Source organism: Streptomyces sp. NPDC107546 (assembly GCF_055639175.1).
The window spans coordinates 39,022-62,710 of sequence record NZ_JBVKBA010000005.1 but is presented as its reverse complement, the minus strand read 5'-3'; the positions used below and the strand labels follow the sequence as shown (position 1 = coordinate 62,710).

At 73.7% G+C, this 23,689-nt stretch carries 21 protein-coding genes and 1 pseudogene; 9 read left to right on the top strand and 13 right to left on the bottom strand.

Going from position 1 to position 23,689, the window contains the following annotated elements; translation table 11 throughout:
• Nucleotides 1-45: 45 nt before the first annotated feature.
• Complete coding sequence (locus ACZ7L1_RS09015) at nucleotides 46-1,995, bottom strand: AfsR/SARP family transcriptional regulator (RefSeq protein WP_471435504.1); 1,950 nt, start codon at nucleotides 1,993-1,995, stop codon at nucleotides 46-48.
• Nucleotides 1,996-2,213: 218 nt separating this feature from the next.
• Here ACZ7L1_RS09015 and ACZ7L1_RS09010 point away from each other — a divergent pair, with 218 nt between their 5' ends.
• The 6 genes from ACZ7L1_RS09010 (at nucleotide 2,214) to ACZ7L1_RS08985 (ending at nucleotide 7,517) form a co-directional block, all read left to right on the top strand.
• Nucleotides 2,214-2,729 (top strand): PhzA/PhzB family protein, encoded by a 516-nt coding sequence (locus tag ACZ7L1_RS09010; protein WP_471435502.1) that lies wholly within the window; start codon nucleotides 2,214-2,216, stop codon nucleotides 2,727-2,729.
• Nucleotides 2,730-2,806: 77 nt separating this feature from the next.
• Nucleotides 2,807-2,977 carry a hypothetical protein gene (locus tag ACZ7L1_RS09005; RefSeq protein WP_471435500.1) on the top strand — a complete coding sequence of 57 codons (171 nt, stop codon included), beginning with the start codon at nucleotides 2,807-2,809 and terminating at the stop codon, nucleotides 2,975-2,977.
• Nucleotides 2,978-3,021: 44 nt separating this feature from the next.
• Nucleotides 3,022-3,363 (top strand): hypothetical protein, encoded by a 342-nt coding sequence (locus ACZ7L1_RS09000; protein ID WP_263229987.1) that lies wholly within the window; start codon nucleotides 3,022-3,024, stop codon nucleotides 3,361-3,363.
• Nucleotides 3,360-3,977, top strand: a complete 618-nt coding sequence (gene phzG, locus ACZ7L1_RS08995) for a phenazine biosynthesis FMN-dependent oxidase PhzG (RefSeq protein WP_471435498.1) — start codon at nucleotides 3,360-3,362, stop codon at nucleotides 3,975-3,977. Before ACZ7L1_RS09000 ends, phzG begins: the two co-directional genes overlap by 4 nt.
• Nucleotides 3,978-4,072: 95 nt before the next feature.
• Nucleotides 4,073-4,915: a PhzF family phenazine biosynthesis isomerase gene (locus tag ACZ7L1_RS08990; protein ID WP_308437742.1), complete on the top strand. Its 843-nt coding sequence runs from the start codon at nucleotides 4,073-4,075 to the stop codon at nucleotides 4,913-4,915.
• 85 nt (nucleotides 4,916-5,000) lie between these two features.
• Nucleotides 5,001-7,517, top strand: a complete 2,517-nt coding sequence (locus ACZ7L1_RS08985) for a LuxR C-terminal-related transcriptional regulator (protein WP_471435496.1) — start codon at nucleotides 5,001-5,003, stop codon at nucleotides 7,515-7,517.
• 75 nt (nucleotides 7,518-7,592) lie between these two features.
• Here the strand turns inward: ACZ7L1_RS08985 and ACZ7L1_RS08980 are convergent, their stop codons facing one another.
• The 5 genes from ACZ7L1_RS08980 to ACZ7L1_RS08960 form a co-directional block, all read right to left on the bottom strand.
• Nucleotides 7,593-8,798, bottom strand: coding sequence for a 3-deoxy-7-phosphoheptulonate synthase (locus tag ACZ7L1_RS08980; protein WP_471435494.1), 1,206 nt, complete (start codon nucleotides 8,796-8,798; stop codon nucleotides 7,593-7,595).
• The gene (locus tag ACZ7L1_RS08975; RefSeq protein WP_471435492.1) at nucleotides 8,795-10,762 is read right to left on the bottom strand and encodes an anthranilate synthase family protein; all 1,968 of its coding nucleotides are present in this window, start codon (nucleotides 10,760-10,762) and stop codon (nucleotides 8,795-8,797) included. Before ACZ7L1_RS08975 ends, ACZ7L1_RS08980 begins: the two co-directional genes overlap by 4 nt.
• Nucleotides 10,759-11,421 (bottom strand): isochorismatase family protein, encoded by a 663-nt coding sequence (locus ACZ7L1_RS08970; protein ID WP_471435491.1) that lies wholly within the window; start codon nucleotides 11,419-11,421, stop codon nucleotides 10,759-10,761. Before ACZ7L1_RS08970 ends, ACZ7L1_RS08975 begins: the two co-directional genes overlap by 4 nt.
• A 70-nt stretch (nucleotides 11,422-11,491) precedes the next feature.
• Nucleotides 11,492-12,568 carry a hypothetical protein gene (locus ACZ7L1_RS08965; RefSeq protein ID WP_471435490.1) on the bottom strand — a complete coding sequence of 359 codons (1,077 nt, stop codon included), beginning with the start codon at nucleotides 12,566-12,568 and terminating at the stop codon, nucleotides 11,492-11,494.
• 226 nt (nucleotides 12,569-12,794) lie between these two features.
• Nucleotides 12,795-14,042, bottom strand: coding sequence for a cytochrome P450 (locus ACZ7L1_RS08960; RefSeq protein ID WP_471435489.1), 1,248 nt, complete (start codon nucleotides 14,040-14,042; stop codon nucleotides 12,795-12,797).
• A gap of 259 nt (nucleotides 14,043-14,301) precedes the next feature.
• On the opposite strand from ACZ7L1_RS08960, the gene ACZ7L1_RS08955 reads away from it, so the two are divergent.
• Both ACZ7L1_RS08955 and ACZ7L1_RS08950 read left to right on the top strand, forming a co-directional pair.
• Nucleotides 14,302-14,652: a YybH family protein gene (locus tag ACZ7L1_RS08955; protein ID WP_471435487.1), complete on the top strand. Its 351-nt coding sequence runs from the start codon at nucleotides 14,302-14,304 to the stop codon at nucleotides 14,650-14,652.
• Nucleotides 14,653-14,725: 73 nt separating this feature from the next.
• Nucleotides 14,726-16,369, top strand: a complete 1,644-nt coding sequence (locus ACZ7L1_RS08950; RefSeq protein WP_471435485.1) for a DHA2 family efflux MFS transporter permease subunit — start codon at nucleotides 14,726-14,728, stop codon at nucleotides 16,367-16,369.
• 573 nt (nucleotides 16,370-16,942) lie between these two features.
• Here the strand turns inward: ACZ7L1_RS08950 and ACZ7L1_RS08945 are convergent.
• The 7 genes and pseudogenes from ACZ7L1_RS08945 to ACZ7L1_RS08915 all read right to left on the bottom strand — a co-directional run.
• Nucleotides 16,943-17,272 (bottom strand): annotated as a pseudogene (locus ACZ7L1_RS08945) (MFS transporter); the annotation flags it as partial.
• An 82-nt stretch (nucleotides 17,273-17,354) separates the two neighbouring features.
• On the bottom strand, nucleotides 17,355-17,696 hold the full coding sequence (locus tag ACZ7L1_RS08940) for a hypothetical protein (protein ID WP_471435483.1): 342 nt from the start codon (nucleotides 17,694-17,696) through the stop codon (nucleotides 17,355-17,357).
• Between the two features lie 7 nt (nucleotides 17,697-17,703).
• Nucleotides 17,704-17,991 (bottom strand): phosphopantetheine-binding protein, encoded by a 288-nt coding sequence (locus ACZ7L1_RS08935; RefSeq protein ID WP_471435481.1) that lies wholly within the window; start codon nucleotides 17,989-17,991, stop codon nucleotides 17,704-17,706.
• Between the two features lie 42 nt (nucleotides 17,992-18,033).
• The gene (locus ACZ7L1_RS08930) at nucleotides 18,034-19,677 is read right to left on the bottom strand and encodes a (2,3-dihydroxybenzoyl)adenylate synthase (RefSeq protein WP_471435897.1); all 1,644 of its coding nucleotides are present in this window, start codon (nucleotides 19,675-19,677) and stop codon (nucleotides 18,034-18,036) included.
• Nucleotides 19,678-19,724: 47 nt separating this feature from the next.
• Nucleotides 19,725-20,780, bottom strand: a complete 1,056-nt coding sequence (locus ACZ7L1_RS08925) for a ketoacyl-ACP synthase III family protein (protein WP_471435480.1) — start codon at nucleotides 20,778-20,780, stop codon at nucleotides 19,725-19,727.
• Nucleotides 20,781-20,816: 36 nt separating this feature from the next.
• Nucleotides 20,817-21,011 carry a tautomerase family protein gene (locus tag ACZ7L1_RS08920; RefSeq protein WP_471435478.1) on the bottom strand — a complete coding sequence of 65 codons (195 nt, stop codon included), beginning with the start codon at nucleotides 21,009-21,011 and terminating at the stop codon, nucleotides 20,817-20,819.
• A 38-nt stretch (nucleotides 21,012-21,049) separates the two neighbouring features.
• Nucleotides 21,050-22,309 carry a DegT/DnrJ/EryC1/StrS aminotransferase family protein gene (locus ACZ7L1_RS08915; RefSeq protein WP_471435477.1) on the bottom strand — a complete coding sequence of 420 codons (1,260 nt, stop codon included), beginning with the start codon at nucleotides 22,307-22,309 and terminating at the stop codon, nucleotides 21,050-21,052.
• A 232-nt stretch (nucleotides 22,310-22,541) separates the two neighbouring features.
• Between ACZ7L1_RS08915 and ACZ7L1_RS08910 the strand changes: the two genes are divergently transcribed.
• Nucleotides 22,542-23,666, top strand: a complete 1,125-nt coding sequence (locus ACZ7L1_RS08910) for an LLM class flavin-dependent oxidoreductase (protein WP_471435476.1) — start codon at nucleotides 22,542-22,544, stop codon at nucleotides 23,664-23,666.
• Nucleotides 23,667-23,689: the final 23 nt, after the last annotated feature.

Below are 23,689 nucleotides of genomic sequence, written 5' to 3'. Positions count from 1 at the left end.
GGCCGGGCCGGAGCCCTGCGCGCAGATCGGGCCGGAGCCCTGCCCTCAGACGGAGCCGAGCGCACCGGCGACGGCTCCGGACGCGACCACGGCCCCGGCCCCGGCCCCCGCCGTGGCCACGACCCCGGCTCCGGTCCCGGCTCCGGCCCCTGCCCCAGGCCCGGCGGGAACCTGCGCCTGATTCGCCGCCGGTGCCTCCAGGGATCGGGCGAACAGCCGCACCAGACCGGGGCAGCGGTACAGCGGCTGTCCCCGGTCGTCGATCGCCGACAGGTCCAGCAGGCGGGCGTCGGCGAGCCGATCCAGGGCCTGCTCGAACGACGCCGGCTCCGCGCTCCCGGCCCGTCCGGCGGCCTCCGCCGCGGTGAACGGGCGCCCGCCCAGAGCGGGGAGGCTCCGCAACACCGCCACAGCGGTGTCGTCGAGGCCGTGCAGCGAGTGGGCCAGGCTCGCGGCCACGGACAGCTCGCCGTACCGCAACTCCCCGAGTCTCACGTCGGGTTCGGCCAGGCGGTCGGCCAGCCAGGACAGGGGGAGCCGCGGCCGGGCGGCCAGGCGGGCGCCCACCGCGCGCAGCGCCAGCGGCAGCCCTTCGCAGTACGTCACCAGGTCCCGTGCCGCCTCCGGCTCGCGGGCCAGTCGCGACGATCCGGCCATCGCCCCCAGCAGCGTCAACGACTCGCCGGGGCGCAGCGGTTCGAGGACCACCGTGCGTATTCCGGATATCGCCGCCGGATGCGTCCGGGCGGTGACCACCACCGTGGATCGGGTCCCGCCCGGCAGCAGCGGGTCCAACTGCCGCTCCGCCACCAGGTTGTCGAGGACCACCAGCAGCGCCCTGCCCGCCGTACGGGCGCGGTACCGCTGCACGTACGCGGGCAGGGTGGCGCCCGCCAGGTCCTCGGCGCCGTCGCCGAGCGCCCGCAGCAGTTCGGACAGCACCGTGCGCGGGTCCCGCGGTGCGCCGTCCGGCGCGCGCAGGTCGGCGTACAGCTGGCCCTCGGGGAAGGAGGCCGCCACCGTGTGCGCCACCTGTACGGCCAGTGTCGACTTGCCGACGCCCGCCATGCCGGTCAGCAGGAAGCGCCGCGGACGCTGCGGTGCCCCCTCGCCCTCGTCCCATGGCGGCAACAGCCGTGCGAGCTCGGCCAGTTCCCGCTGCCGCCCGGTGAAGTCGTCCGCGGGGGGCGGCAGCATCGCCGGGGCGTCAGCCGCCGCGGCCGGCACCGGGGCGGCGGTGCGACCGGTCGGCGGCACGGCGAGGACCGGGGCGTTGTTCAGCACGGTCTGGTACGCGGCGCTGAGCGTCGGCCCCGGATCCACACCGAGCTCATCGGCGAGCAGCTGCCGTCCGTGGTGGTACACCGCGAGCGCGTCGCTCTGCCGGTCGCAGCGGTACAGCGCGGTCATCAGCTGGGCGCGCAGCCGCTCGCGCAGCGGGAACGCGTGCACCAGGCCCGTCAGCTCCGCGATCAGCTCGCGGTGCCTGCCCAGCGACAGATCCGCCTCCAGACGGTCCTCCAGGGCCAGCGCCCGGGCCTCCTCCAGCCGGGGGCGCTCCGCGTCCGCCAGATGCTCCGTCACATCGGCGAGCGCCGTCCCGCGCCACAGCCGCAGCGCCTGCCCCAGCCGCCGGCTCGCCCGCTCGAACTGCCGCTGGCGCAGCGCCCGCGCCCCCTCGGCCGCCAGCTGCTCGAATTCCAGTACGTCGACGGTGGCGTCCTGGGCGTGCAGCAGATAGCCGGACTGCTGCCGCTCCAGCCGCACCGACGGACCCAGCAGCCGCCGCAGGCGCGACATGTAGGTGTACAGCTGCGCCGTCCGGGTGTCCGGCGGGTGCCAGCCCCACAGCGCCGAGGTCAGCGCGGAGTCCGGCACGGGCCAGCCGCGGGCGAGGACCAGGGCGGCGAGCGCCGTGCGCACCTTCGCGCCCGGCAGTGGGACCGCGCCGCGCTCGCCCAGCACCTCGACATTCCCCAGCAGCCGGAATTCCATTGCCTTCTCCTTGCCCCGTGGCGGAGTCGTCTCCGTTCCGGCATTCTGCGCGAACGGTCGGCCCGGATTCAGCAGGGCCGGGCGTCAGGAAGCTGCGTGGGCAGGACGTTGCCACGCGCGTATAGACGAAATATGGCAGCGCGCTCCCCGGCTATAGACACCCGTCCCACGGTGGCGGGCGGCAGCACCCATCCGTCCGTACGACGCCGGAGGACACCGTGTCCGACACCGCACAGATGAACGGCACCGCCGACACCGCCGACACCGCGGTCTTCGCCGATGAGGCCGAACTGCGGCGCGCCAACCGCGCCGCCGTCGAGACGTACATGCACGCCCTGGGGCAGGACCGCCTGACGCGGCATCACCTCTTCACGGAGGACGGGGTGGGCGGTCTGTGGACGGCCGACACCCCGGGCCCCATCGCCATCCACGGCCGCGACCGCCTCGGTGAGCACGCCGTCTGGTCGCTGCGGTGCTTCCCCGACTGGGTCTGGTACAACATCGAGATCTACGAGACGCAGGACCCGAACCGCTTCTGGGTCGAGTGCGACGGCAAGGGGAAGATTCTGTTCCCCGGCTATCCCGAGGGCTATTACGAGAACCACTTCATTCACTCGTTCCTGCTGGAGAACGGAAAGATCAAGCAGGCCCGGGAATTCATGAACCCGTTCAACCAGCTCCGCGCGCTCGGCATCGACGTCCCGCAGATCAAGCGGGAAGGAATTCCCACCTGATCCCCCTGGACGGCCCGTGCCGGACAGCCCGCGTCTAAGAGTTCGCGTCGAAGAGTTCCCGGCGACGAGGAGTCGTGGTGTCCCCGAAGGAAAAGCCTGCACGCCGCCGGGCCCTGGGCCGCACGCGGCGCACCACTCGGTACGGCCTGCCGCGGAGCCTCGACGTCTGGGCGCGTTGCGCGCCGATCAGGCTCGCCGGCTGCGAGGACGTGCCGCACGAGACGCACATCCTGCGCGGCATCGACTGACGGCGGCGGCCCCCGCCGCCTCACCCGAGAAAGGTTCACATGTCATGAGGGCCATGGTCGCCTGGTGGGATCTGAGCGAGTCCGACCAGACCATCGAAACCCTGCGGAACTTCCTGCGCGACGAGGCCGTCGACGCATGGAACCGCCAGCCCGGACTGATCTACAAATTCTGGATCGCCGACCAGGAGCACAACCGCTGGGGCGCCGTCTTCATCTGGGAATCGGCCGAGGCGTCCGCGCCCCCGCACCCGCGCAGCGCCGCGGAACTCATCGGCTACCCGCCCACGCAGCGCTCGGTGTTCGACATCGAGGCCGTCGCGGAAGGCATCCACGAGCTGGCCGGCATCTCCAGCCTCGCGGGCCTCGGCCGCGCGCTGCAGGTATGAGCACGACGGAGGCGCATGTGACCGCGACGCCCGTGGACCCGCCCTTCCCCGACGACCCCATCGGGCTGCTCAGAACCTGGTTCGGCACGGCCGCCGAAGAAGGGGTGCGGGAGCCGGGAGCCATGGCGCTGGCCACCGCGGACGAGGACGGCCGCCCCTCCAGCCGTACCGTCCAGGTCAACACGATCACCGACCGCGGTCTGGTGTTCACCACCCACGCGGGCAGCCGCAAGGGCCGCGAACTCGCCCGGCGTCCGTGGGCGTCCGCGGTGTTGTACTGGCGCGAGAGCGGCCGCCAGATCGTCCTCGAAGGCCCCGTCGAGCGGCTCCCGAACGCCGAGGCGGACCACCTGTGGGCGGTGCGCCCGGTGGGCACGCACGCCATGTCCACGGTCTCCCGGCAGAGCGAACCCCTCGACGACGAGGAGCGGCTGCGCGCCGAGGCCGCCCGGCTCACCGGGCTCGGCGCCCTGCCCCGGCCGGAGTCCTTCGCCGGGTACCTGCTGACCCCCGACGCGGTGGAGTTCTGGCAGGCCCGCACCGACCGGCTGCACCACCGGCTGGTCTACCAGCGGACCGACCGGGGCTGGACGACGAGCCGCCTGCAGCCGTGACGCGCCCCGGCCCCGCACCTCCGGGTGCGGGGCCGTCCCCCTCCCTACGACAGAAAGGTGACGGACATGGCTCCGGCGCCCGCGCGATTGGACGGATGATGCACGCCTACATGGTGGCTGACGCCTTTACGAGTACGCGTCTCGAGGGCAACCCGGTGGCCGTTTTTCTGGACGCGGCCGACATACCCGGCCCGCGGATGCAGCGCATCGCCCGGGAGATGAACCTGTCGGAGACCACCTTCGTGCTGCCGCCCCAGGAGGGCGGCGACGCACGTATCCGTATCTTCACCCCGGTCAACGAGCTGCCCTTCGCGGGTCATCCGCTGCTGGGCACGGCCATCGTGCTCGGTGAGTCGGTCCGGGCCAACCGGCTCCGGCTCGAGACGGCGATGGGGGTGATCCCCTTCGTCTTCGACCGCGGCGACGACGGGAGGATCGTCTCGGCGCGGATGCGGCAGCCCATCCCGACCTGGGAGGTGTACGAGCACGCCGACGAACTCCTCGCCGCTCTCGGCCTCGACTCCTCCACCCTGCCGGTGACCGCGTACCGCAACGGCCCCCGGCACGTCTACGTGGGCCTGGAGAGCATAGAGGCGCTCTCCGCCCTCGAACCCGACCACAAGGCGCTCGCCAAGTTCCCGGACATGGCCGCCAACTGTTTCGCCGGATCCGGCACGCAGTGGCGCAACCGCATGTTCTCGCCCGCCTACGGCGTCGTCGAGGACGCGGCGACCGGCTCCGCGGCCGGCCCATTGGCCCTGCACCTGGCCCGGCACGGCCTGGTCGAGTTCGGCCGGCAGATCGAGATCCAGCAGGGCGTCGAGATGGGGCGCCTGTCCACCATGCTCGCCACGGCGTCCGGCCGGGCCGACCACGTGGAGTCGATCGAGGTGGGCGGCTCCGCGGTCATCGTCGCCCGCGCCGGACTCATGGCCTGACACCGGCGTGGACGACGCCACGGGCGCCCGGCACCCGGCCGGCGCCCGGCACCGGAGCACCCAGCGGACAAGGAGTGACCGCACCATGCCGATCACGCCGTACGCCGGCGCCGCATGGCCCCTCACGGCCAGGGAGACCGAACTGGCGGTCGTCGCCGCCGCGGTGGAGCGCGGCGGCGCCCTTCTCGTCGGAGAGCCCGGCACCGGAAAGAGCCGGCTGCTCGCCGCCGCCATGCAGGCGGCACGGCACGCCGGGCACACCACCGTGTGGCTGCACGACCCGCGCGCCACCGACCTGGACCGCCACTTCGGCGAGGCGGACGGCGGGGGCCACGTCGTCGTCGGGGCCGACGACGTGCACCTGCTGGTACCGGGCGCGGCGGAGCGGCTGTACACGCTGGTCCGCGCCGGCCGGGCAGCCCTGCTCGGGGCGGCCCCGTCCGGCATGCCGCTGCCGGACGGAGTCTCCCGGCTGTGGGTCGAGGGCCGGGTCGAGCGGATCCCCGTCGAGCCGTTCGACCCGGCCGCGGCCGACGCCCTGCTGCGGGCGCGGCTCGGCGGCCGGATCGCCCGGCCGAGCCTGGACGGGCTGTGGTCGCTGACCCTGGGCAACGCCCAGTTCCTGTGCGAGATCGTGGAATCCGCGCTGGCCGAGGGCGGCCTGCGGCTCGACGGCGACACCTGGCAGTGGCACGGCCCCGCCGGCGAACCCTCCGACCGGCTCGCCGAGATGGTGCGGCGTCGGCTCGGTCCGCTCGCCGACGACGAGGCGGAACTCGCCGCGATGATCGCCCTCGCCGGACCGCTGGAGGCCGGTCTGGCACCGGTCGAGGACCTCATCCACGCCGCCGAGTCCCTCAACCGGCGCGGCGTGGTGGTCACCGAACGCGACGGCAAACGGCTACGGCTGTGCCTGGCCCATCCGCTGTACGCGCCCGTGCTCACCGCCGGGCTGCCCGATCTGACCGCCCGGCGGCTGCGGCTGCGGCTGGCCGAGGCCATCGAGGCGACCGGCGCCCGCCGCACCGACGACGGTCCGCGCACGGTCGCGCTGCGGCTCGCCGCGGGCGACGAGCTCCCGCCGCACCGGCTGCTCGCGGCGGCCGACGCGGCCCTGCGCCGCCGGGACTTCGCCCTCGCGGAGCGCCTCGGCCGCCTGGGACTCGCCGCGCAGGGCGACCGGGGCCACGGCGGGGGTGGTCCCGGTGCCCTGCTGGCGCGGGCGCTCGCCGGGCAGGGGCGGCACCAGGAGGCGGAGGAGGAGTTCGCCCGGGGGACCGGGGACGAGGCGGCGCGGGCGCTCAACCTGGCCTGGGGCCTGCACCGGGTCCCCGAGGCCGCCGCGCTCGTGGAGACGGCCGCCGCGAGGCGCCCCGACGACCCCGCGCTGCTCGGTGCCCGTACCGTCCTGCAGTTGCTGCGTGACGACACCGGCGGCGCGGCCGGCACCGGGCTCCCCGGCCCGGACGCCGCCGCCCTGGTCGTGCCGCCCGTGGCGCTGGCACGGATCGAGCGCGGCGACGCCGCCGGCGCGCTCGCGCTGCTGCGGCAGGTGCGCGACCGCATGGACGGGTGGGACGCCGAACACCGGCTGGCGGCCCGGCTGCTGGCCAGCCGCGCCGCGTTCCACGTCGGCCGGACCGCCGAGCTTTCCGCCGCACTCGACGGGATCCGCCACGACAGCGCGGGCAGCCGGGGCGAGATCCGCGGCGCGGTGGTGCGGGCCCGCACCTACCGCAGTGCCGGGCGCTACGGCGAGGCCGTCGCGCTGCTGCGGCGCGCCTGCGCCCGCGACGACCGCGCCGACTGGTTCACCACCCCGGCCTGGACGCTCGCGCAGCTGGCCGGTGCGCTCGCCGAGGCCGGTGAGCACACCGAGGCCGTACGCACCGTCGTCGAGGCCCGCGCGGTCGAGCGGCAGTCCGTGGCCTACCCGCTCGCCGTGGACGGCGCCGCCCTGGAGCACGCCCTCGTCCTCGCGTACACCGGCGACCTCGCGGGCGCCGCGCGCCGCGCCCGCGACGTCGCCTCCCGCGCGGCCGCGGCCGGGCGCCTGCAGCAGGCGGTCACGGCCCTGCACCTGGCCGGCCGGGTCGGTGACGCGGCGGCATCCGCAGCGGACCTCGCCCGGCTGGTCCGCGAGGACGACGGCGGGTACCCGGCGCTGCTCGCCACGCACGTCCGGGCCCTGGCCCGGCGCGACGGCGACGCGCTGGACACGGTCGCCGACCGCTTCGCCTCGTTCGGCGCGCCGCCGCTCGCCGCCGAGGCGTCCGCGCAGGCCGCCCGCGCGCATCAGGCGGCCGGTCGCCGTCGCCGTGGCCGTGCCGCACGCGTGCGGTGCGCGGAGCTCCTCGCCGCCTACGACGGTGAACTCCCGCCCTGGGCACCCGCGTCGGCGTCCTGGACGGAGCCCGCCGCGGGCACGGCCCGGCTGACCGCCCGGGAGCGCGAGGTCGCCTCGCTGGCCGCCTCGCGGCTCTCCAACCAGGAGATAGCCGACCGGCTCGTCGTCTCCGTGCGCACGGTGGAGAACCACCTGCACCGGGTCTACGGGAAGCTGGGCGTCACCGCCCGCACGGAGCTCGCCCACCACCTGTGAGCCCTCCTCTCTCGTCCGTCCTCTCCGTGAAGGGCCCCGGCCGTCCGGCCGGGGCCCTTCACGCGGCCGACTGCCTCACCCGGCCACCGGGGTCGCCAACTCACCGACCAGCCGGGCCAACTCCAGTGTCTGGCTGCGGTTGAGCCGCGGGTCGCAGGCCGTCTCGTAGCGGAGCGGCAGGTCGGCCGGGGCGACGCCGGCGCCGACGCACTCCGTGACCTCCTCGCCGGTCATCTCCAGGTGCAGGCCGCCCGGGTGCGTGCCCAGCGACCGGTGCACCTCGAAGAAGCCGGTGACCTCGTCGAGGACCGCGTCGAAGTGCCGGGTCTTGTGCCCCGACGGCGCGTTGTAGGTGTTGCCGTGCATCGGGTCGCATATCCACACCACCCGTCCGCCCGCCGCGGCGACGCTCTCCACCAGCGGCGGCAGCGCGTCCCGGACCCGGTCGGCGCCCATCCGCGCGACGAGCGTGAGCCGGCCCGGCTCCCGATCCGGGTCGAGCCGCTCCACCAGGGCCAGCACCTCGGCGGGCGTGGCCGTCGGGCCGACCTTCACAGCGACCGGGTTGTGGATCCGGGACAGGTAGTCGATGTGCGCCCCGTCCGTCTGCCGGGTCCGCTCGCCGACCCACAGCAGGTGCCCGGAGCCCGCGTAGGGGTCGCCGGTGCGGGCGTCCGGCCGGGTGAGCGGGCGCTCGTAGTCGAGCAGGAGCGCCTCGTGCGAGACGAACATCTCCCGCTGCCCGAGGGCCGTGCGCCGTTCGGTGAGCAGCGAGCGCACGGCGTTCAGCGTGGCCCCGGCCGCCGCGTACACCTGCAGCATCCGGTGCGGGTCCGGGGTGCGGGCCTCGGCGGTGAACTCCGGGCCGTTCACGGCGTCGCCCCGGTACGACGGCAGGGTCACCCCGTCCCGGGTCTCCACCGGCTGGGAGCGGGGTTTGGCGTACTGGCCGGCGAGCCGCGCCACGATGACGACCGGCAGGAACAGCGCCTCGCTCAGCTCGTCGGCCGTACCGAACAGGGTATCCATCTTGCGCGAGACCGTGCCGAGGGACAGGTCGCGGAAGGTCTCCGCGCAGTCGCCGCCCTGCAGCAGGAACGCCTTGCCGGCCGCGACGGCGGCGAGCCGCCGGCGCAGGACGTCGCACTCGGTCGGCAGCACCAGCGGCAGCGCGGTCAACAGGCGCTCCCGGACGGTCCGCAGGGCCTCCGGGTCGGGCCACACCGGCTGCTGCAGCGCCTCGGGCACGGCAAGGGACGACGGGGGCAGAAGGGCGCTCATGCGACTTCCTCGCGTTCCGAGTAGGGGAGGGGCGAACGGAGACGGGCCGGGAACAGGCCGCTGACCAGGCGTTCGAAGGTGTGCACGCCGGCCCGCGACATGACGGACTCGGGATGGAACTGCACGGACGCGAAACCCGCGCCGCGCAGCCCGTGGACCTCACCGGTGGCCGGGTCCCGGGCGACCTCCACGGGGCCGGGGCGGGCGGCCGGCCCGGGGAACGCGTCCGCCGCGCTCACCGCGGTGAACGTGTTGTAGAAGTAGACGTCCTCGCGGTGCCCGAACAGGTCGATGGTGCGCTGCACGCCTTGGTTCGGCACGTCCTTGCGGACCAGTTCCAGGCCGAGGACCGAGCTGAGGACCTGATGGCCCAGGCACACCGACAGAAACGGCGTGCCCCGGCGGAGCAACTCACTTGTGAGCGCCCGCATGTGGGCGATCTTCGGATGGGCGGTGTCCCGGGGGTCGCCGGGTCCCGGCCCCACCACGACCAGGTCGTTGCCGTCGAGGTCGTACGCCTCGTCGAACCGGCGCACCACGACCTTTAGCCCCAGAGCCCGCATCAGGTCGGCGCCCATCGCCGTGAACGTGTCCTCGGCGTCCACGAGCAGGGCCCGCAGCCCGGCCAGCGGCGAGCCGGCCGTTCGCCGCCGCCGTGGGTCGGCGCGCCAGAACGGAGCCAGCGGTTCGTTGCGGGCGGACAGGGCGAGGGCGACCGCGGGCAGCAGGCTCAGCCGACGGGCGGCCGCGGCGGCGGGTGACACCTCGCCCGGCTCCGCCGCGGTGGCGCCCGGGTCGCCGTGCACCACGGCCAGCAGGCCCGCCGCCTTGGCCCGCGTCTCGGCGGCCTCCGCGTACGGGTCGGAGTCCCGCACCAGGGTCGCCCCGACGCTCAGCCGCAGCGTGCCCGCGGCGTCCACGTCGGCGGTGCGGATGAGGATCGCCGTGTCCAGGGCGCGCTCACCCGCGGCGTCCCGGCCGATCAGCGCGGCCACGCCCGCGTAGTAACCCCGGCCGTCCGGCTCGTACTTGGAGATCACCCGGCAGGCGCTCTCCAGGGGGCTGCCGGTGACGGTCGGCGCGAACAGCGTCTCGTGCAGGACGGTGCGCACGTCGAGCCGGGAGCGCCCCTGGACGAAGTACTCGGTGTGCGCGAGCCGGTCCATGGCGCGCAGCCGGGGACCCACCACGCGGCCGCCGCCCTCGCAGATCCGGCTCATCATCTTCAGTTCCTCGTCGACCACCATGTACAGCTCGTTGGCCTCCTTGCGGTCGGCCAGGAACTGAAGGAGGCCGTCGGCGGACGGGCCGGACTCCGGGTAGCGGTAGGTGCCGCTGATCGGATTCATCACGGCGGTGCCCGCGTCGAGGGTGATGTGCCGCTCGGGGCTCGCGCCGAGCAGGGTGCGTTCCCCGGTGTGGATCAGGAAGGTCCAGTAGGCGCCCGCCGAGTGGCGCAACAGCCGCTTGAAGAGCGCGAGGGCGGCCTGCGGCGACCAGTGGTCGAACTGCGTCACGAAGGTGCGCTTGAGGACGAAGTTGGCGCCGGCGCCGGTGCCGATCTCCTCGTCGACGACGCGGCGCACGGCGTCGGCGTAGGCGTCGTCGTCCAGGTCGAAGCCCAGGTCGCGGGCGTTCAGCGGCACGTCGGGGAGCCGGTCGAGCACCTCGCCGACCGGTGCCGAGGCCTGCCGCTCGATGCTCATCACCGTCAGCGGCGCCCCGTCGTCGGGCGCCTCGAAGCCGCGCTCGGCGATCTGCCGGTAGGGCAGCAGCACCAGCGCCTCGTGGCACGCGCGTCCACCCGGGGCGGGCAACGGCACCTCGGCGAGGGTGTCCGCCTCGTGCAGGGTGCCGGTGAGCAGGTCGATGCGCTCGGCGGCCGTCTCCGGGCGGTGCAGCAGCGCGAACGCCGCGGGCGGGGTGGGACCGGTCAGCGCGTCCAGCAGGTCCGGGTACGTCATCGCAGGGCTCCGGTGGTCCGAAGGGCCAGGGCGTCGCACACGTCGGCCGTGGTCACGACCATGGCGCAGCGCTTGGCCGCGTACTCCACGGCCATGCGGTGGTCCCGCTCGCTGAAGTCGGCGACGGCGTCCGCCACGAAGAACGGCTGGATGTCGTGCGCCATGGCCTCGCAGGCGGTCTGCAGCAGACCCACGTGTGCGTACACGCCGCACAGGATCAGCTGGTCGCGTCCGCTGTCGCGGAGCAGGTCCAGCAGCCCGGTGCGGAAGAAGGCGCTGGGGCGCCACTTGGTGAAGACGGTGTCGCCGGGGGCAGGCGCCAGGGACGCGGGGATGTCCCGGTCGGCCGCGGTCGCGCGCATGCCCTCGCCCCAGAAGTCCTTGAGCAGGCCGCGCTCGGCGGGCGTCATGCTGCCGGGCTGGGCGGTGTACGCCACCGGCACCCCGGCGACCGCCGCCGCGCGCCGTACGGCGGTGGCGTGGGCGAGGAGTTCGGGTCCCGGGGAGCGGTCGCCGAAGCACCTGAGGAAGTAGTGCTGCATGTCGTGGACGAGCAGCAGTGCCCGGCGCGGGTCCACCGTCCAGGAGACGGTGTTCTCGGGCAGGTCGGCGCGGGTGGGCAGGGAATAGGGCGGTACCGGCGGAATGGTGTTCGCCATGGTCCGGGCCTCCTGGGTAGGGAAACGGAACTTCAGGTGGGGCGCAGCCCGTGCGGGCACGGGAGCGGTCTCAGGGCAGGGCCGCGGTGATCTCCAGGACGGCGGCGCCCGCTTCCAGCCCCGGCGTGGCGGCGGTGAGCAGCAGCCGGTCGCCGGGCGCCGCGCGGCCCGTGGCGCACAGCTCCTCCAGGGCCGGCACCAGGTCACCCGCGCCGGACGCGCCGGTGAGGGTCGCGGCGAGGTCGCCCGGGGCGACCCCGGCCTCGGCGAGGACCTGGTCCTCGGTGCGGGTGCGCAGCGCCGCCCAGCCGGTGCCGGGCGGGATGCGCAGGTCGTAGTGGCCGGGGTCGCAGTTCTCGGCGACCGACAGCACGCGCGCGAAGCCGCCGAGCCGCGAGACGACGAGCGCGTGGCCGGTGGGGGCGGCCGGGGCGGTGACCGGCGCGTGCGGGCCGTTCCGGACATCGGGGTCGTCCGGGGTGTCAGGTGCCGGGGCGGCCGGGTCGGTTCCGGTGATCAGGACGGCGTCCTTGCCACCCGGTGCGCGCAGCAGGTGGGCGCACAGTCCCAGCGCGGACAGCAGGGAGAGGTGTCCCTGGCGCAGTTCGGCCGCGGTGACGGCCCGGCCGAGGGTGCGGTGCAGGACGTAGTGCGGCACCGACAGATGCGCGGGGCCGGCCGGAAGGGTGCTGCCGTGCAGAAGCGCCCCGAACCGCTCGTACGGCAGCCCCGCGCGCGTCAGGGCGGTCCGGGCGGCGCGCACGGCGGCCTCGGGGCCGGGCCAGGCCGACATGCCGACGGGGTGGGCGTCGGGTCGGGTTGCCGTGTCGGCGGGTTGGGCGTCGGGTCGGGTTGCCGTGTCGGCGGGTTGGGCGTCGGATCGGGTTGCCGTGTCACCGGGTTCGGTCTTCGGGCAGGCTGCGCTGTCGTCGTGGTCGGTCCTCGGCCAGGCCGTGGTGTCGTCGTGGGCGGCCTGGGACGACCGGGCCGCCGAGTCATGCCCGGTGGCCGGCCAGGACCCGGAGGTCGCCCCGGGTCCGGCCGCGGGAGCGGCGCCCGGGTGGGCGAAGGCGCCCGGCGGGCGGATGTGCGCGGTGGCGGGGCGCCAGGTGCCGATGCCCGCGAGATGAATGTGTCCGGCTCTCACCCCGTGCCCTCCTTTCGGTGCGGTGACCGGCGGAGAGCAGCACAACACGCGGTGGATGCCCGGCTCTTGAGTGGACGTCACTCACAAACGCCGGGCCCCGCCGGACAGCGCGTGCGCTTCGGCGGGCCCGTGCGGGCGGCCGGACGGCCCACCCGTGTGCGCCGGCACGCGACCGGGCCCGGGAGGAAGCCTCCCGGGCCCGGTGCGCCGGATGGGGGACTGCCGGTCACCAGGTGACCGGGAACCGCTCCAGCCGCCTGCTGGCCGCGCCGGGCACGAACCGCAGCTCCTCGTCGGGCACGGCCGGCCGCATGTCCGGGAAGCGGGTGCGCAGGGCCAGCAGCGCCTCCTGGATCTCGATGCGGGCGACGGGGGAGCCCAGGCAGTGGTGCACTCCGAAGCCGAAGGCCATCTGGTGGCTGCCGTTGGTCCGGGCCGCGTCGTGGTCCAGCGGGGCGGGGAAGGCGGCCGGGTCGAAGTTGGCCGCCTGGGTGGCGGCGACGATCACCTCGCCGGCGCGGATGAGGACGCCGCCCACCTCCATGTCCTCGGTCGCCTGCCGGGCCAGCGTGCCGCCGAAGTTGCCTATGGGCAGCCGGCGGACCAGCTCCTCGACCTCGGCGGCCAGCTCCGTGCGCTCCGTGGGCACGCTCAGCAGCCCCTCCGGGCGGGCCAGGATCTCCCGCAGACAGAGGCCGAGCTGGGCGACCGTGGTCTCGAACCCGGCGACCAGCAGAGTGCCGCCGAGCGCGACGATCTCCTGATCGGTCAGGGCGTCGTCCTTGTCCGAGGGGCCCTGCCCGGCGGCGGCGAGGATGCTCAGCAGGTCGTCGCCCGGTTCCCTGCGCTTGGCCGCCACGAGCTCGCCGATGTACGCGAGCAGGGCCTGGTGCGCACCCGCGTCGAAGGTCCGGTCTGGTCCTGCCGGGGCGATCAGCGCGTCCCGCCACGCCTCGAAACGGTGGCGGTCCTCGAGCGGCACGCCGAGCAGTTCGCAGATGACGCGGACCGGAAGCAGCATGCAGAACTGCTCGTTGAGGTCCGCGGGCCGCGGTCCGGCGGCGAGGTCGTCGAGCAGTTCGCCCGCCATCTCGGCGATGCGGGGCCGCAGGGCCTCGCTGCGGCGCGCGGTGAAACCCCGGCCCACGATCCGGCGCAGCCGGGTGTGGTCCGGCGGGTCGAGGGTGAGGATCGAGGTGCCGACCCGCTCCACGGCGAGGACCTGCGCGCCGTCCGAGCGGGCGGCGGCCTGCCGCGCGGCCCGCGCGTCGGTGAGGACGGCGCGGACCTCCTGGTAGCCGGTGACCAGCCAGGCGGGACGGCCGCTGGGCAGCCGCACCCGGGTCACCGGGTCGCCGGCCGCGAGGCGAGCGTAGGCGAGGGCTCCGTCCGTGCGGGACTCCTCCTCGCCGAAACGCAGTGGGAATTCGGGAAGCAATTCAGCCGTGTCTTCCGAGGTGACGGTTTCGGTCATCGCGGTGAAATTCCTTCGGTGGAAGCCATTCGGATCCGCGGCACCCTACGACCCGTCCGGGTCCCCGGACAATGTACGCAGTCGAACGCCCGGCCGACTTATTCCGTGTGCAAGTCCGCTGTGCAAGTGAGTACTTCGCGCTGCCCCCGAAACGGAATGCACTGCCACAATTCCCGGACGGCAGGCCCGTGCGCACCGGCACGCGCGCGCACCGCTGCCGCCTGCCGTTCGCACACCGATGTGGAGAGTGAGTACGCGGATGACTGAACGCGAAACCGCGAAGAGCCCGGAGGACCTGCTGCGGCTGTTCATCGAACGTGGCAACGCCGGGGACGTCGAGGGCCTGCTGGCGCTGTACGAGCCGGACGCCGTGGTGGCCGTCCCGCCGGGCCGCGAGACCACCGGCCACGAGGCGCTGCGCGCGGTCTACACCCGACTGCTGGCGAACAAGCCCAAGTTCGACGCGGGCACGGTGCTGCCCGTGCTGCGCAGCGGCGACTACGCCCTGACGACGGCGCGCACCGCCGACGGTGGCGCCCGTGCCGAGGTGGCCCACCGCCAGCCCGACGGCACCTGGCTGTGGATCATCGACCGGCCGTTCTTCGGCTGACTCGGTCCGCCGGGGGCGGCGGCGACGCGTCCGGCCGCTGCCGCCCGCACCGGACCGCTTCCCAAGGAGTCACATGAACACGAAGCTGCGCGGCAACCCCTGGGCCATGCTGACGGTGCTGTCCCTCGGCTACTTCATGACGATGCTCGACATGACGATCATCAACGTCGCCGTGCCGAGCATCTCCGGCGATCTGCACGCGTCCCTCGCCGACATCGCCTGGATGATCAACGGCTACGTCATCGCCGTGGCGGCGTTCCTCATCACCGCGGGACGCCTCGGCGACCTCTGGGGGCCGCGCAACCTCTTCCTCGGCGGCGTGGCGCTCTTCACCGTGTCGTCCATGGCCTGCGGCCTGGCCCAGAACACCGAGCAGTTGATCGCCGGCCGGTTCGTGCAGGGCCTGGGCGCGGCGCTGCTGCTGCCGCAGACCATGACGTTCATCATCGCGGTCTTCCCGGCGGAGCGGCGCGGCTCGGCGCTCGGCGTGTGGGGCGCGATCGCGGGCGTGGCGACCGTCGCGGGCCCCACGCTCGGCGGGCTGCTGATCACCGTCGCCGACTGGCGGTGGGTGTTCTACATCAACCTGCCCATCGGCGTGGCCGTCCTGGTGCTCGGCCCGCTGCTGCTGACCGACGTGCGCCCCGGCCGCCGGGCTTCGCTGGACCCGGTCGGTGTGCTGCTGCTCAGCGTCGGCCTGGTGCTGCTCACCTACGGCCTCGCCGAGGGCCAGCGCTACGACTGGGGCACGGTCGACGGCTGGATCACCATCCCGGGGGTGCTCACCGCCGGTGCCGTGGTGCTGCTGCTGTTCCTGCTCGACCAGCGACGCAAGCAGGGCCGCTCCCCGCTGGTCCCGTTCGAGCTGTTCAAGGACCGCAACTACACGCTGATGAACGGCGTGAACGTCCTGGTGTCGCTGTGCACGGTCGGTGTCTTCCTGCCGCTGAACATCTATCTGCAGTCGGTGCTGGGCTACAACGCGCTCAAGACCGGTCTGACGATGGCGCCCATCGCCGTCGTCTCCGTCGCCGTGGCCCCGGTCGCCGGGCGTCTCGTGGACCGGATCGGCGGCAAGTACATCCTGGTCATCGGGCTCGTGCTGTTCATCGCCGGAATCGGCTCGGTGGCCTTCATCGCCGAGGTGGACACGCCCTGGTACGCCTTCCTGCCCGGGTTCGCCGTCGCGGGCGCGGGAGTGGGCTGCACCTTCGGGCCGATGCAGACCCTGGCCACGTACGACGTTCCGCACCGCCTCGCCGGGGCCGCGTCAGGAGTCCTCAACAGCAACCGCCAGTTCGGCTCCGTCCTCGGCGGTCTGGTCGCGGTCGCCGTGCTGCAGAACCGGCTGCTGGCGGACGTGACCCCGCGAGCCGCCGACGCGGCCCGCGCGCTGCCCGCTCCGCTGCGCGGGCGGTTCGTGGACGAGATGACCGGGGCAGCGGCCGGTGCCGCCGCCGGAGGCGGCCGGTCCGCTCCCGCGCTGGCCCGCGACGCCTCGCCCGAACTGGCCCGGAAGATCACCGACCTGGCGTCCACCGTGCTGTCCCACTCCCTCGTCGCGGCCCTCGTGCCCGCCCTGCTCGTGGTCTGCGGGGCCATGGCGCTCGGGGTGCTGCTCGCTGCGGCGGCCCGGCAGCCCGCCCCCGCCGCAGCGGCGGACCGGACGGAGGCCGCGGCACCGGCGGCCGTACCGGCCCTGCCGCCGACGGACTGAACGAAGGCCTCGGCCCGGACCGCCGTCCCCGGCGACCCGGGCCGAGGCGTCCGCGCACCGACGGTCCGTTCCCCAGGGCCGGAGGCGTCCGCGCACGGGCGGTCCGTCCCCGGCGCCCGGGATGGAGGCGTCCGCGCGCCGATGGTCCGTCCCGGGCGTCCGGGATGGGTGCGTCCGCGCGCCGATGGTCCGTCCCGGGCGTCCGGGATGGAGGCGTCCGCCCGCCGACGGTCCGTCCCCGGCGTCCGGAACGGAGGCTCCATCTACCCACCGACCGTCCGCTCCGTCCGCTCTGCCTCGAGCACTTCGGCCCGCAGCGCCGTGCCCATCCGGGCGGAGGCTTCAGCCGTGTCGGCCTGGTGGAACGGGACCGCAGTCCGTTCGTCGGTCTTCGTCGGTCTCCGGTGCCGTGCGCCAAGCACTCTGCCCGCCCGCCAGGTACGGCGGGCGGGCAGGAGTACCGGCGTCCAGCGCGGGGTGGAGGCGGCGGCCGTCCTCGTCCGCCTCGGCGCCCGCCCGCCTTCTCCGGCGGGCGGGCGAGGAGTTCCGGCGCATGGCCGGGAGGCGGGGTCGTCAAGCCGCCGCCTTCACCGGCTCGGAGGACGGCGCGGCGGGCGCCGCGGCCGGGGTGCGGCGGCGGCCCGGCAGCAGCAGGACCGAGCCGGCACCGAGCACGGCGGGCACGGCGAAGGCGTAGAAGTTCACCGCCGCACCGACGTCCGCGGCGACCAGCAGCCCGCCGACGGCCGGCCCGGCCACCGCCCCGAACCGCCCGATCCCGAGCGCCCAGCCCAGCGCGGTCGCTCGGATCTGCGGCGGATAGTGCAGCGCCACATAGGCGTTGACCAGGATCTGGGTGCCGATCGTGCCGCACCCGGCGACCGCGACGAGCAGATACAGCGCGGGCGCGTACGTCGCCCGGCTCGCCCCACGACCAGCAGTTCGCCGCGCCGCGCCCGGAGGAAGAGAGCCGTCGCCATGGTGCTCACACCCCCACCGCGGCCGTGAGCGGGGCGAGCTCGCGCGCCATGGTGCGCACGTCGTCCGCGATGCACCGGGCTATCCCGGGCAGCCCGGCCGACACGGGCAGCCGGCGGGACCAGGAACGCGGCTTCGCCGGACCGTCATGGGTCATCCGGAATCGCAGCTGGAACGAGCCTCCGGATTCCCGCAGATGTACGTGGAAATGCGTGTCGGGAATGTCGAGCCTCACCTCGTCCCCGATGCAGGAGAAACGGACGAGCTGTTCCACGTCGGCATCCAACAGGTGCCGGGCGAGCCGGGCAGCCGTTCCGTCGACACGGAACTTCCGTACTCGGGTGGCCATGACTTTCTCACCTCTCCCTGTTCGCGGAGTTCGCGGAGTTCGCGGCGCTCCCGGACTTCCCGGAGTTCTCGGAAACGAGCCGGGCCCAGGCGTTCACGGTGGGCTCGGCGGCCAGGTCCTGGTACTTCACCCGGATCCCGGCGCGGCGCCAGCGCGAGCCGAGCCGCATGACCTGGAGCGAGGTCAGCCCGAGGTCGACCAGACGGGCGTCGCCGGGAACCTCCTGCGGGGCGGTGCCGAGCAGCTCGGCGACCGCCGCCCGCACCTCGTCCTCGGCTTCGGTGGTGCTGTTCATGGGAGTTCCTCCCTCTCGGTGGTGGGACGGCGGGGCGGTGGATCAGCCGGCGGGCAGCAGGTCGGCGGTCGCGGGCGCGTCCTCGCCCCGGGCGATCGCGGACAGCCGCTTCTTGTCGACCTTGCCGAGCCCGGTCAGCGGCAGGCTGCCGAGGTACTCGACCCGGTCCGGGAGCTTGTACTCGGCAAGGCCCCTGGCGCGCAGCGCCTCCTTCAGCTCCACCAGGGAGGGCGGAGTGCCCTGTGGCACGACGAAGGCGCAGGTCTTCTCGCCCAGGTAGGTGTCGGGTACGGACACCAGCGCGGCCCGCGCCACCGCCGGCAGGGTCAGCAGGTGCCGCTCGACCTCATCGGCCGGGACCTTGTCGCCGCCGCGGATGATGACGTCCTTGATGCGGCCCTCGATCACCAGGTTTCCGTCCTCGGTGAGCCGGGCCAGGTCACCGCTGCGGTAGAAGCCGTCCGCGGTGAAGGCGCGCGCGTTGTGTTCCGGCGCCCGGTAGTAGCCGCGCAGCGTGTACGGCCCGCGGGCCAGCAGCTCACCGGTCTCGCCGACCGGCACCTCGCGGTCGTCCTCGCCGACGATGCGGATCTCGTCGGCGGGTGAGATCGCGCGGCCCTGGGTGGTCAGGACCGTCTCCTGCGGATCGCCCTCGCGGGTGAAGGTGAGCAGGCCCTCCGCCATGCCGAACACCTGCTGCAGCCGGCAGCCGAAGGCCGGCTCGACCCGTGCGGCGACCTCCGGGTGCAGCTTGGCGCTGCCGATCTGCAGCGTGCGCAGCGAGGAGATGTCGTTGTCCAGCCACTCGACCTCGTCGAGCCACATCTGCACGACGCTGGGCACGACGGAGGTGATCGTCACCCGCTCCTGCTCGATGAGCGCGAAGCAGACGTCGGGCGTGGGCTCCTCGGCGAACACCACCGTGCCGCCCTGCTGAAGGGCTCCGATCACTCCCGGGCAGCCCCAGGTGAAGTTGAACTCGACCGGCAGCACGGCGAGATACACGTCCCGCTCGCCCAGGCCGGACGCCTGGGAGGCGGCCCGCGCCTGGTACGCGTACTCCTCGTGGATGCGTGGGATCAGCTTGGGCAGGCCCGTGGTGCCGCCGGACAGCAGGAAGAACGCCACGTCCGACGGGTCCGGCGCGGGCAGCTCCTCCGGCTCGGCGTCCACCTCGGCGAGCGGCACCGCGCCGACGCCGGCGGTGTCCTCGCCGTACACGAACAGGTGCCGTAGCGCAGGCAGTTCGTCACGGACCCGGCGGGCGAGCCCCAGGTGGTCGAAACCGTTCAGCCCGGCCGGGAAGACATAGCCGACCGCCTGCGACAGCTCGCACAGGTGGCGGACCTCGGCCGCACGGTGCGCGGGCAGGCAGAACACCGGTTTGGCGTCGAGGCGGAACAGCGCGAAGCAGACCACGACGAACTCCGGCGTGTTGGGCAGCTGCACCACCACGCGGTCCCCGGCCCGGATGCCGCGGGCCCGGAAGCCCGCGGCCATGCGCCGGGAGCGGCGGTCGAGTTCGTCGTACGTCAGCCGGGTGCCCGGCCCGACGAGGGCGGTCCTGCCACCGCCCCGGCGAACGGCCTCGTCCAGCAGATCCAGCAGCGTCTCACCGCGCCAGTAGCCCTCGGTGCGGTAGCGCTCGGCGACGTCCTGCGGCCAGGGCGTGCATCCGTCGAGCATGGTCGTCTCCTTCAACTCGTACTCGTCGTGGGGTCGGTCGGCGGCGGTCACCCGGACGCGGCGTCCGCCTCGCCGGTGAGCGGCGCGGTGATCTCGACCACGGCGCAGCCGCACTCCATGCCCGGAGTCGCGCCGACCAGCAGGACCCGGTCCCCGGGCGCCACCTGGCCGGTGGTCCACAGGTACTCGAGACCGATCGCCAGGTCGTTGACGCTGGCGTGGCCGGTACGGCGGCCCATCTCCCAGGTGCTGCGGGAGATGTCGATGCCGAGCGGTTCGAGGAACATCGCCTCCAGGGCGTCCCGGGTGAAGGACACGGTGACCACCCGGGCGATGTCCTCGATGCCGGTCCCGGCCTCCGCGAGTGTGCGCTGCACGGCCTCCTCGCACAGCTCCTGCCAGCTGCCCCCCGGCGGGGTGTGCCCCTCGGCCCACTTGCGCCGCCAGTAGTCGGAACGGGACTGGAAGTCCATCAGCCGCTCCTGCGGCTGCTGCGGCGGCAGCTGGCGACGGCCGTCGCGGTGGCGCCACTCCATGTGCGGATCCGACAGGGAGCCGACCGCCAGCAGCCGCGCGAAGCCGGAACGGCGGGAGACCACCAGGGCGGAGCCCGCGTCGCCGAGCACGAACAGGTCCATCGCGCGCCAGCGGTCCACCAGCGGAGTGGAGAAGGTGTCCGCGCCGGTCAGCAGCACCGCGTCCTTGCCTTCCGGGGCGGCGGCCAGCTGAGCGGCGGCCATGCCGAGCGCGGACAGCATGCCCAGACAGCCCTGGCGCACCTCGACCGCGCTGATCGGCGTGGCGAGGGTGTGCAGCAGCACGTAGTGCTGCGCGGACCAGCCCTCCTGGCCCTGGCTGAAGGTGCCGGTGTGCAGCAGGGACGCGAAGTCCTCGGGGCGGTGGCCGGAGCGGCGCAGCGCGGTGCGCGCGGCGCGCACCGCCATCTCGGGTGCGGGCAGTTCGCTCTCCACCGTCACCGACTCGATGCCGGACGCCTCCCGGGCGTCGGCGTCCCACCAGCCGGCCTTCACGGCCTGCTCGGTGGGGACGGCCGGGGGCAGATAGGTGCCCACGCCGGCCAGGTAGATGTCGTCGACCTTCACCTCACGGTCCTCCTTCCGCGCACGCTCGGGGGCCGACTACTGGTCGGTGGAGCCGGGCTTGCCGCCGATGCCCCAGCGCCTGCGGGGCACTCCCTGCACGGCGATCCAGGTCTGTTCGGCGGCCCCGGGTCCGAAGACGTCGCCGACGGCCTCGGTGAGGCGGGCGATGAGCGCTGCCTCGGTCCGCTCGTCGAGGCGGTCCTCGTAGAGCTTCACGTCGATGAAGGGCATGGTGTGCTCCTCGGGAAGAAGGGGGGTGGGAGAAGGGGTCAGCCGCGCGCCGCGCCGACCGGCTGGGCGTCGACCGCCGGGGCCAGCGCCTGTGTCAGGGCCTCGTCCAGCGCGTTCACCAGGTGGTCGACCTGCGCGTCGGACAGCCCCGGGTGGCAGGGCAGGTTGACGTGCTCGTGGAACCACAGGTGCTCGGCGACCGGGCACTCGCCGGCGCCGTGGCCGCGCTGCTGCCACTCCGGCAGCAGGTGCAGCGGGAAGTAGCGCAACTGCACCTCCACCCCACGGGAGTTGAGGCCGTGCACCAGGCGCTCGCGGGCGCCGTCCGGGCCGCTCAGGAAGCAGGTGTACAGGTGCTGGGCATGCTGGATGCCCGGCCTCGGCCGCTGCACGCGGGTGTACGGGTGGGCGGCGACGACCTCGTCCAGGCGCGCGGCGATCGCGCGGCGCCGGGCCACCAGGGTCTCGAGCCGGTCCATCTGCACCAGACCCACGGCGGCCGCGGCCTCCGACAGGGTCGCGTTCGTGCCCGGCCTGCGGAACTCGGAGACCACCCGCTCATAGGCGCCGGATGTGAACTTCATCCAGGGCAGCAGCTCCGGGGCCGGCGCGGTGGGCTCCGGCACCGCCGTCAGAACCCCGTCGATCTCGTTGGACCGCAGCCGGTCGATCCGCTCCGCCCAGTCGTCCCGGTCAAAGGTCAGCATGCCGCCCTCGCCCAGGGTGCTGATGTTCTTGGCGGAGTGGAAGCTGAAGCAGCCGATGTCGCCGAGCGAACCGGGGCGCCGTCCGTCGTACCGGGCGCCGAGGGCGTGCGCGCAGTCCTCGATCACGGTGATGCCGCGCTCGCGGGCGATCGCCATGATCTCGTCCATGTCGGCCGACCAGCCGCCGTAGTGCACCAGCAGGATCGCGCGGGTCCGCTCGTTGACCAGGGACTTCAGGACGACAGGGTCCATGTTCAGGGACTCGGGTTGTACGTCGCAGAAGCGCACCCGGGCCGGTGACCCGAGCAGCGGCTGGGCGGTCGCCTGGAACGTCTGCGGGGTGACGACGACCTCGTCGCCCGGCTGCAGGTCCAGCAGATGGATGGCCAGTTCCAGGGCGACCGTGCCGCTGGTGACCGACAGGGCGTGACGGGCCCCCACATGGCGGGCGAAGCGCTCCTCGAAGCGTTCCCGCCAGGCGCCCATCGTCAGCGCGTCGTCAGAGGCGACGACGTCCTCGAGAGCCGCGACCTCGGCCGCGCCGAGTATGGTTCCGCGTTTCGCGTACGGCACGGAATAACTTCCCCGCATGGTCATCCCCTTCTTGCCAGCTCGACTTGCTCGCCGATCGCGTACTGCATTCGCAGCTTAGGGATGCTGGGGAGTGGGGGAAGGAATCCGGTCCTTTGCTGACTCCAGGCTGACGTCCTGACATCGGGCGCCAGCCCTTTCTTGACAGTTGACGACGTGTCGGGGGCAATGTGGGGTGCGTGGCAAGGCGAGTCCAAGAACGAGGACGCATACACGACCACAGGGAGTCGTCATGGAATTCGGTGTGAACTTCTTTCCGGTCATCGACCCGGCCGAGAAAACGGCGACGGCCTACTACGACGAGACGCTGCGGCTCATCGAACTGGCCGAGTCCCTCGGGTTCACCCAGGCGCAGACCGTCGAACACTACTTCTCGGGCTACGGCGGTTACTGCCCCGACCCGATCACGCTGCTCACGGCGGCCGCCGCCCGCACCACGCGGATCCGGCTGGCCACCGGGGCGTGCGTGCCCGCCTTCACCCACCCGGTGAAGCTGGCCGGCAAGCTGGCCATGCTCGACCACCTCTCGCACGGCCGGCTCGACGTCGGCTTCGGGCGCGCCTTCCTGCCCACGGAGTTCGAGGCGTTCGGCGTGTCCATGGATGAGAGCCGGGCCCGGTTCGCCGAGGGTGTCGAGGCGATCCGCAGGCTGTGGACGGAGGAGAACCTGGTCTGGGAGGGCAGCTTCCACCGGTTCGGGCCGGTCACCATGCTGCCCCGGCCGTACCAGGACCCGCACCCGCCGATCTACATCGCCTCGGCGTCCAGCGCCGAGTCCTGTGCGGCGGCCGGCACCGCCGGGCACCACCTGCAGGTCGTGCCGTCGGTCACCTCCGCCGAGCAGCTGGCCGCGATGCTGGTCCACTACCGCCGGGCCTGGGACGCGGCGGGGCACGACCCCAAGGCCCGCCGCGTCCAGATCAAATTCACCTGCTATGTGGACGCCGACCGGGAAACGGCGTACCAGCAGGGCGAATTCTACGAGCGCAACTACGTGAACCACATGGCGAAGGCCGTCGCCCCGCTGGCCGAGAAGGGATCGGCGGACTATCCCGGGTACGAGAAGTTCCTGGAGAAGGCGCGGAATTACGACTTCCGTGCCGCGCTCGGGGCGAACAAGGTGCTGGCGGGAAATCCGTCCGACGTGCTCGCCCAGATCGAGACGGTGCGCGAGCAGTTCGGCACGGATCTGTCCTTCAGCCTTCAGTTCAACCCGGGCGCGATGGAATACGGCAGGGCGGCCGCCGCGATGGAATTGTTCGCGGCCGAGGTGATGCCGGCGTTCCAGGACGACGCGCCGCAGGACGGCACGGCCACCGAGATCCGCTGCCGCGCCGCCCTCGCGGTGCCGGCCTGACCGGACGCCGGAAGCCGGACGCC

Excerpts from the sequence above, each read along its gene's own strand:
- ACZ7L1_RS09015 (WP_471435504.1), bottom strand. The coding sequence starts at position 1,995 with ATGGAATTCCGGCTGCTGGGGAATGTCGAGGTGCTGGGCGAGCGCGGC.
- ACZ7L1_RS09000 (WP_263229987.1), top strand. The coding sequence starts at position 3,022 with ATGAGGGCCATGGTCGCCTGGTGGGATCTGAGCGAGTCCGACCAGACC.
- phzG (WP_471435498.1), top strand. The coding sequence starts at position 3,360 with ATGAGCACGACGGAGGCGCATGTGACCGCGACGCCCGTGGACCCGCCC.
- ACZ7L1_RS08990 (WP_308437742.1), top strand. The coding sequence starts at position 4,073 with ATGATGCACGCCTACATGGTGGCTGACGCCTTTACGAGTACGCGTCTC.
- ACZ7L1_RS08985 (WP_471435496.1), top strand. The coding sequence starts at position 5,001 with ATGCCGATCACGCCGTACGCCGGCGCCGCATGGCCCCTCACGGCCAGG.
- ACZ7L1_RS08980 (WP_471435494.1), bottom strand. The coding sequence starts at position 8,798 with ATGAGCGCCCTTCTGCCCCCGTCGTCCCTTGCCGTGCCCGAGGCGCTG.
- ACZ7L1_RS08975 (WP_471435492.1), bottom strand. The coding sequence starts at position 10,762 with ATGACGTACCCGGACCTGCTGGACGCGCTGACCGGTCCCACCCCGCCC.
- ACZ7L1_RS08970 (WP_471435491.1), bottom strand. The coding sequence starts at position 11,421 with ATGGCGAACACCATTCCGCCGGTACCGCCCTATTCCCTGCCCACCCGC.
- ACZ7L1_RS08960 (WP_471435489.1), bottom strand. The coding sequence starts at position 14,042 with ATGACCGAAACCGTCACCTCGGAAGACACGGCTGAATTGCTTCCCGAA.
- ACZ7L1_RS08955 (WP_471435487.1), top strand. The coding sequence starts at position 14,302 with ATGACTGAACGCGAAACCGCGAAGAGCCCGGAGGACCTGCTGCGGCTG.
- ACZ7L1_RS08950 (WP_471435485.1), top strand. The coding sequence starts at position 14,726 with ATGAACACGAAGCTGCGCGGCAACCCCTGGGCCATGCTGACGGTGCTG.
- ACZ7L1_RS08940 (WP_471435483.1), bottom strand. The coding sequence starts at position 17,696 with ATGGCCACCCGAGTACGGAAGTTCCGTGTCGACGGAACGGCTGCCCGG.
- ACZ7L1_RS08935 (WP_471435481.1), bottom strand. The coding sequence starts at position 17,991 with ATGAACAGCACCACCGAAGCCGAGGACGAGGTGCGGGCGGCGGTCGCC.
- ACZ7L1_RS08930 (WP_471435897.1), bottom strand. The coding sequence starts at position 19,677 with ATGCTCGACGGATGCACGCCCTGGCCGCAGGACGTCGCCGAGCGCTAC.
- ACZ7L1_RS08920 (WP_471435478.1), bottom strand. The coding sequence starts at position 21,011 with ATGCCCTTCATCGACGTGAAGCTCTACGAGGACCGCCTCGACGAGCGG.
- ACZ7L1_RS08915 (WP_471435477.1), bottom strand. The coding sequence starts at position 22,309 with ATGCGGGGAAGTTATTCCGTGCCGTACGCGAAACGCGGAACCATACTC.
- ACZ7L1_RS08910 (WP_471435476.1), top strand. The coding sequence starts at position 22,542 with ATGGAATTCGGTGTGAACTTCTTTCCGGTCATCGACCCGGCCGAGAAA.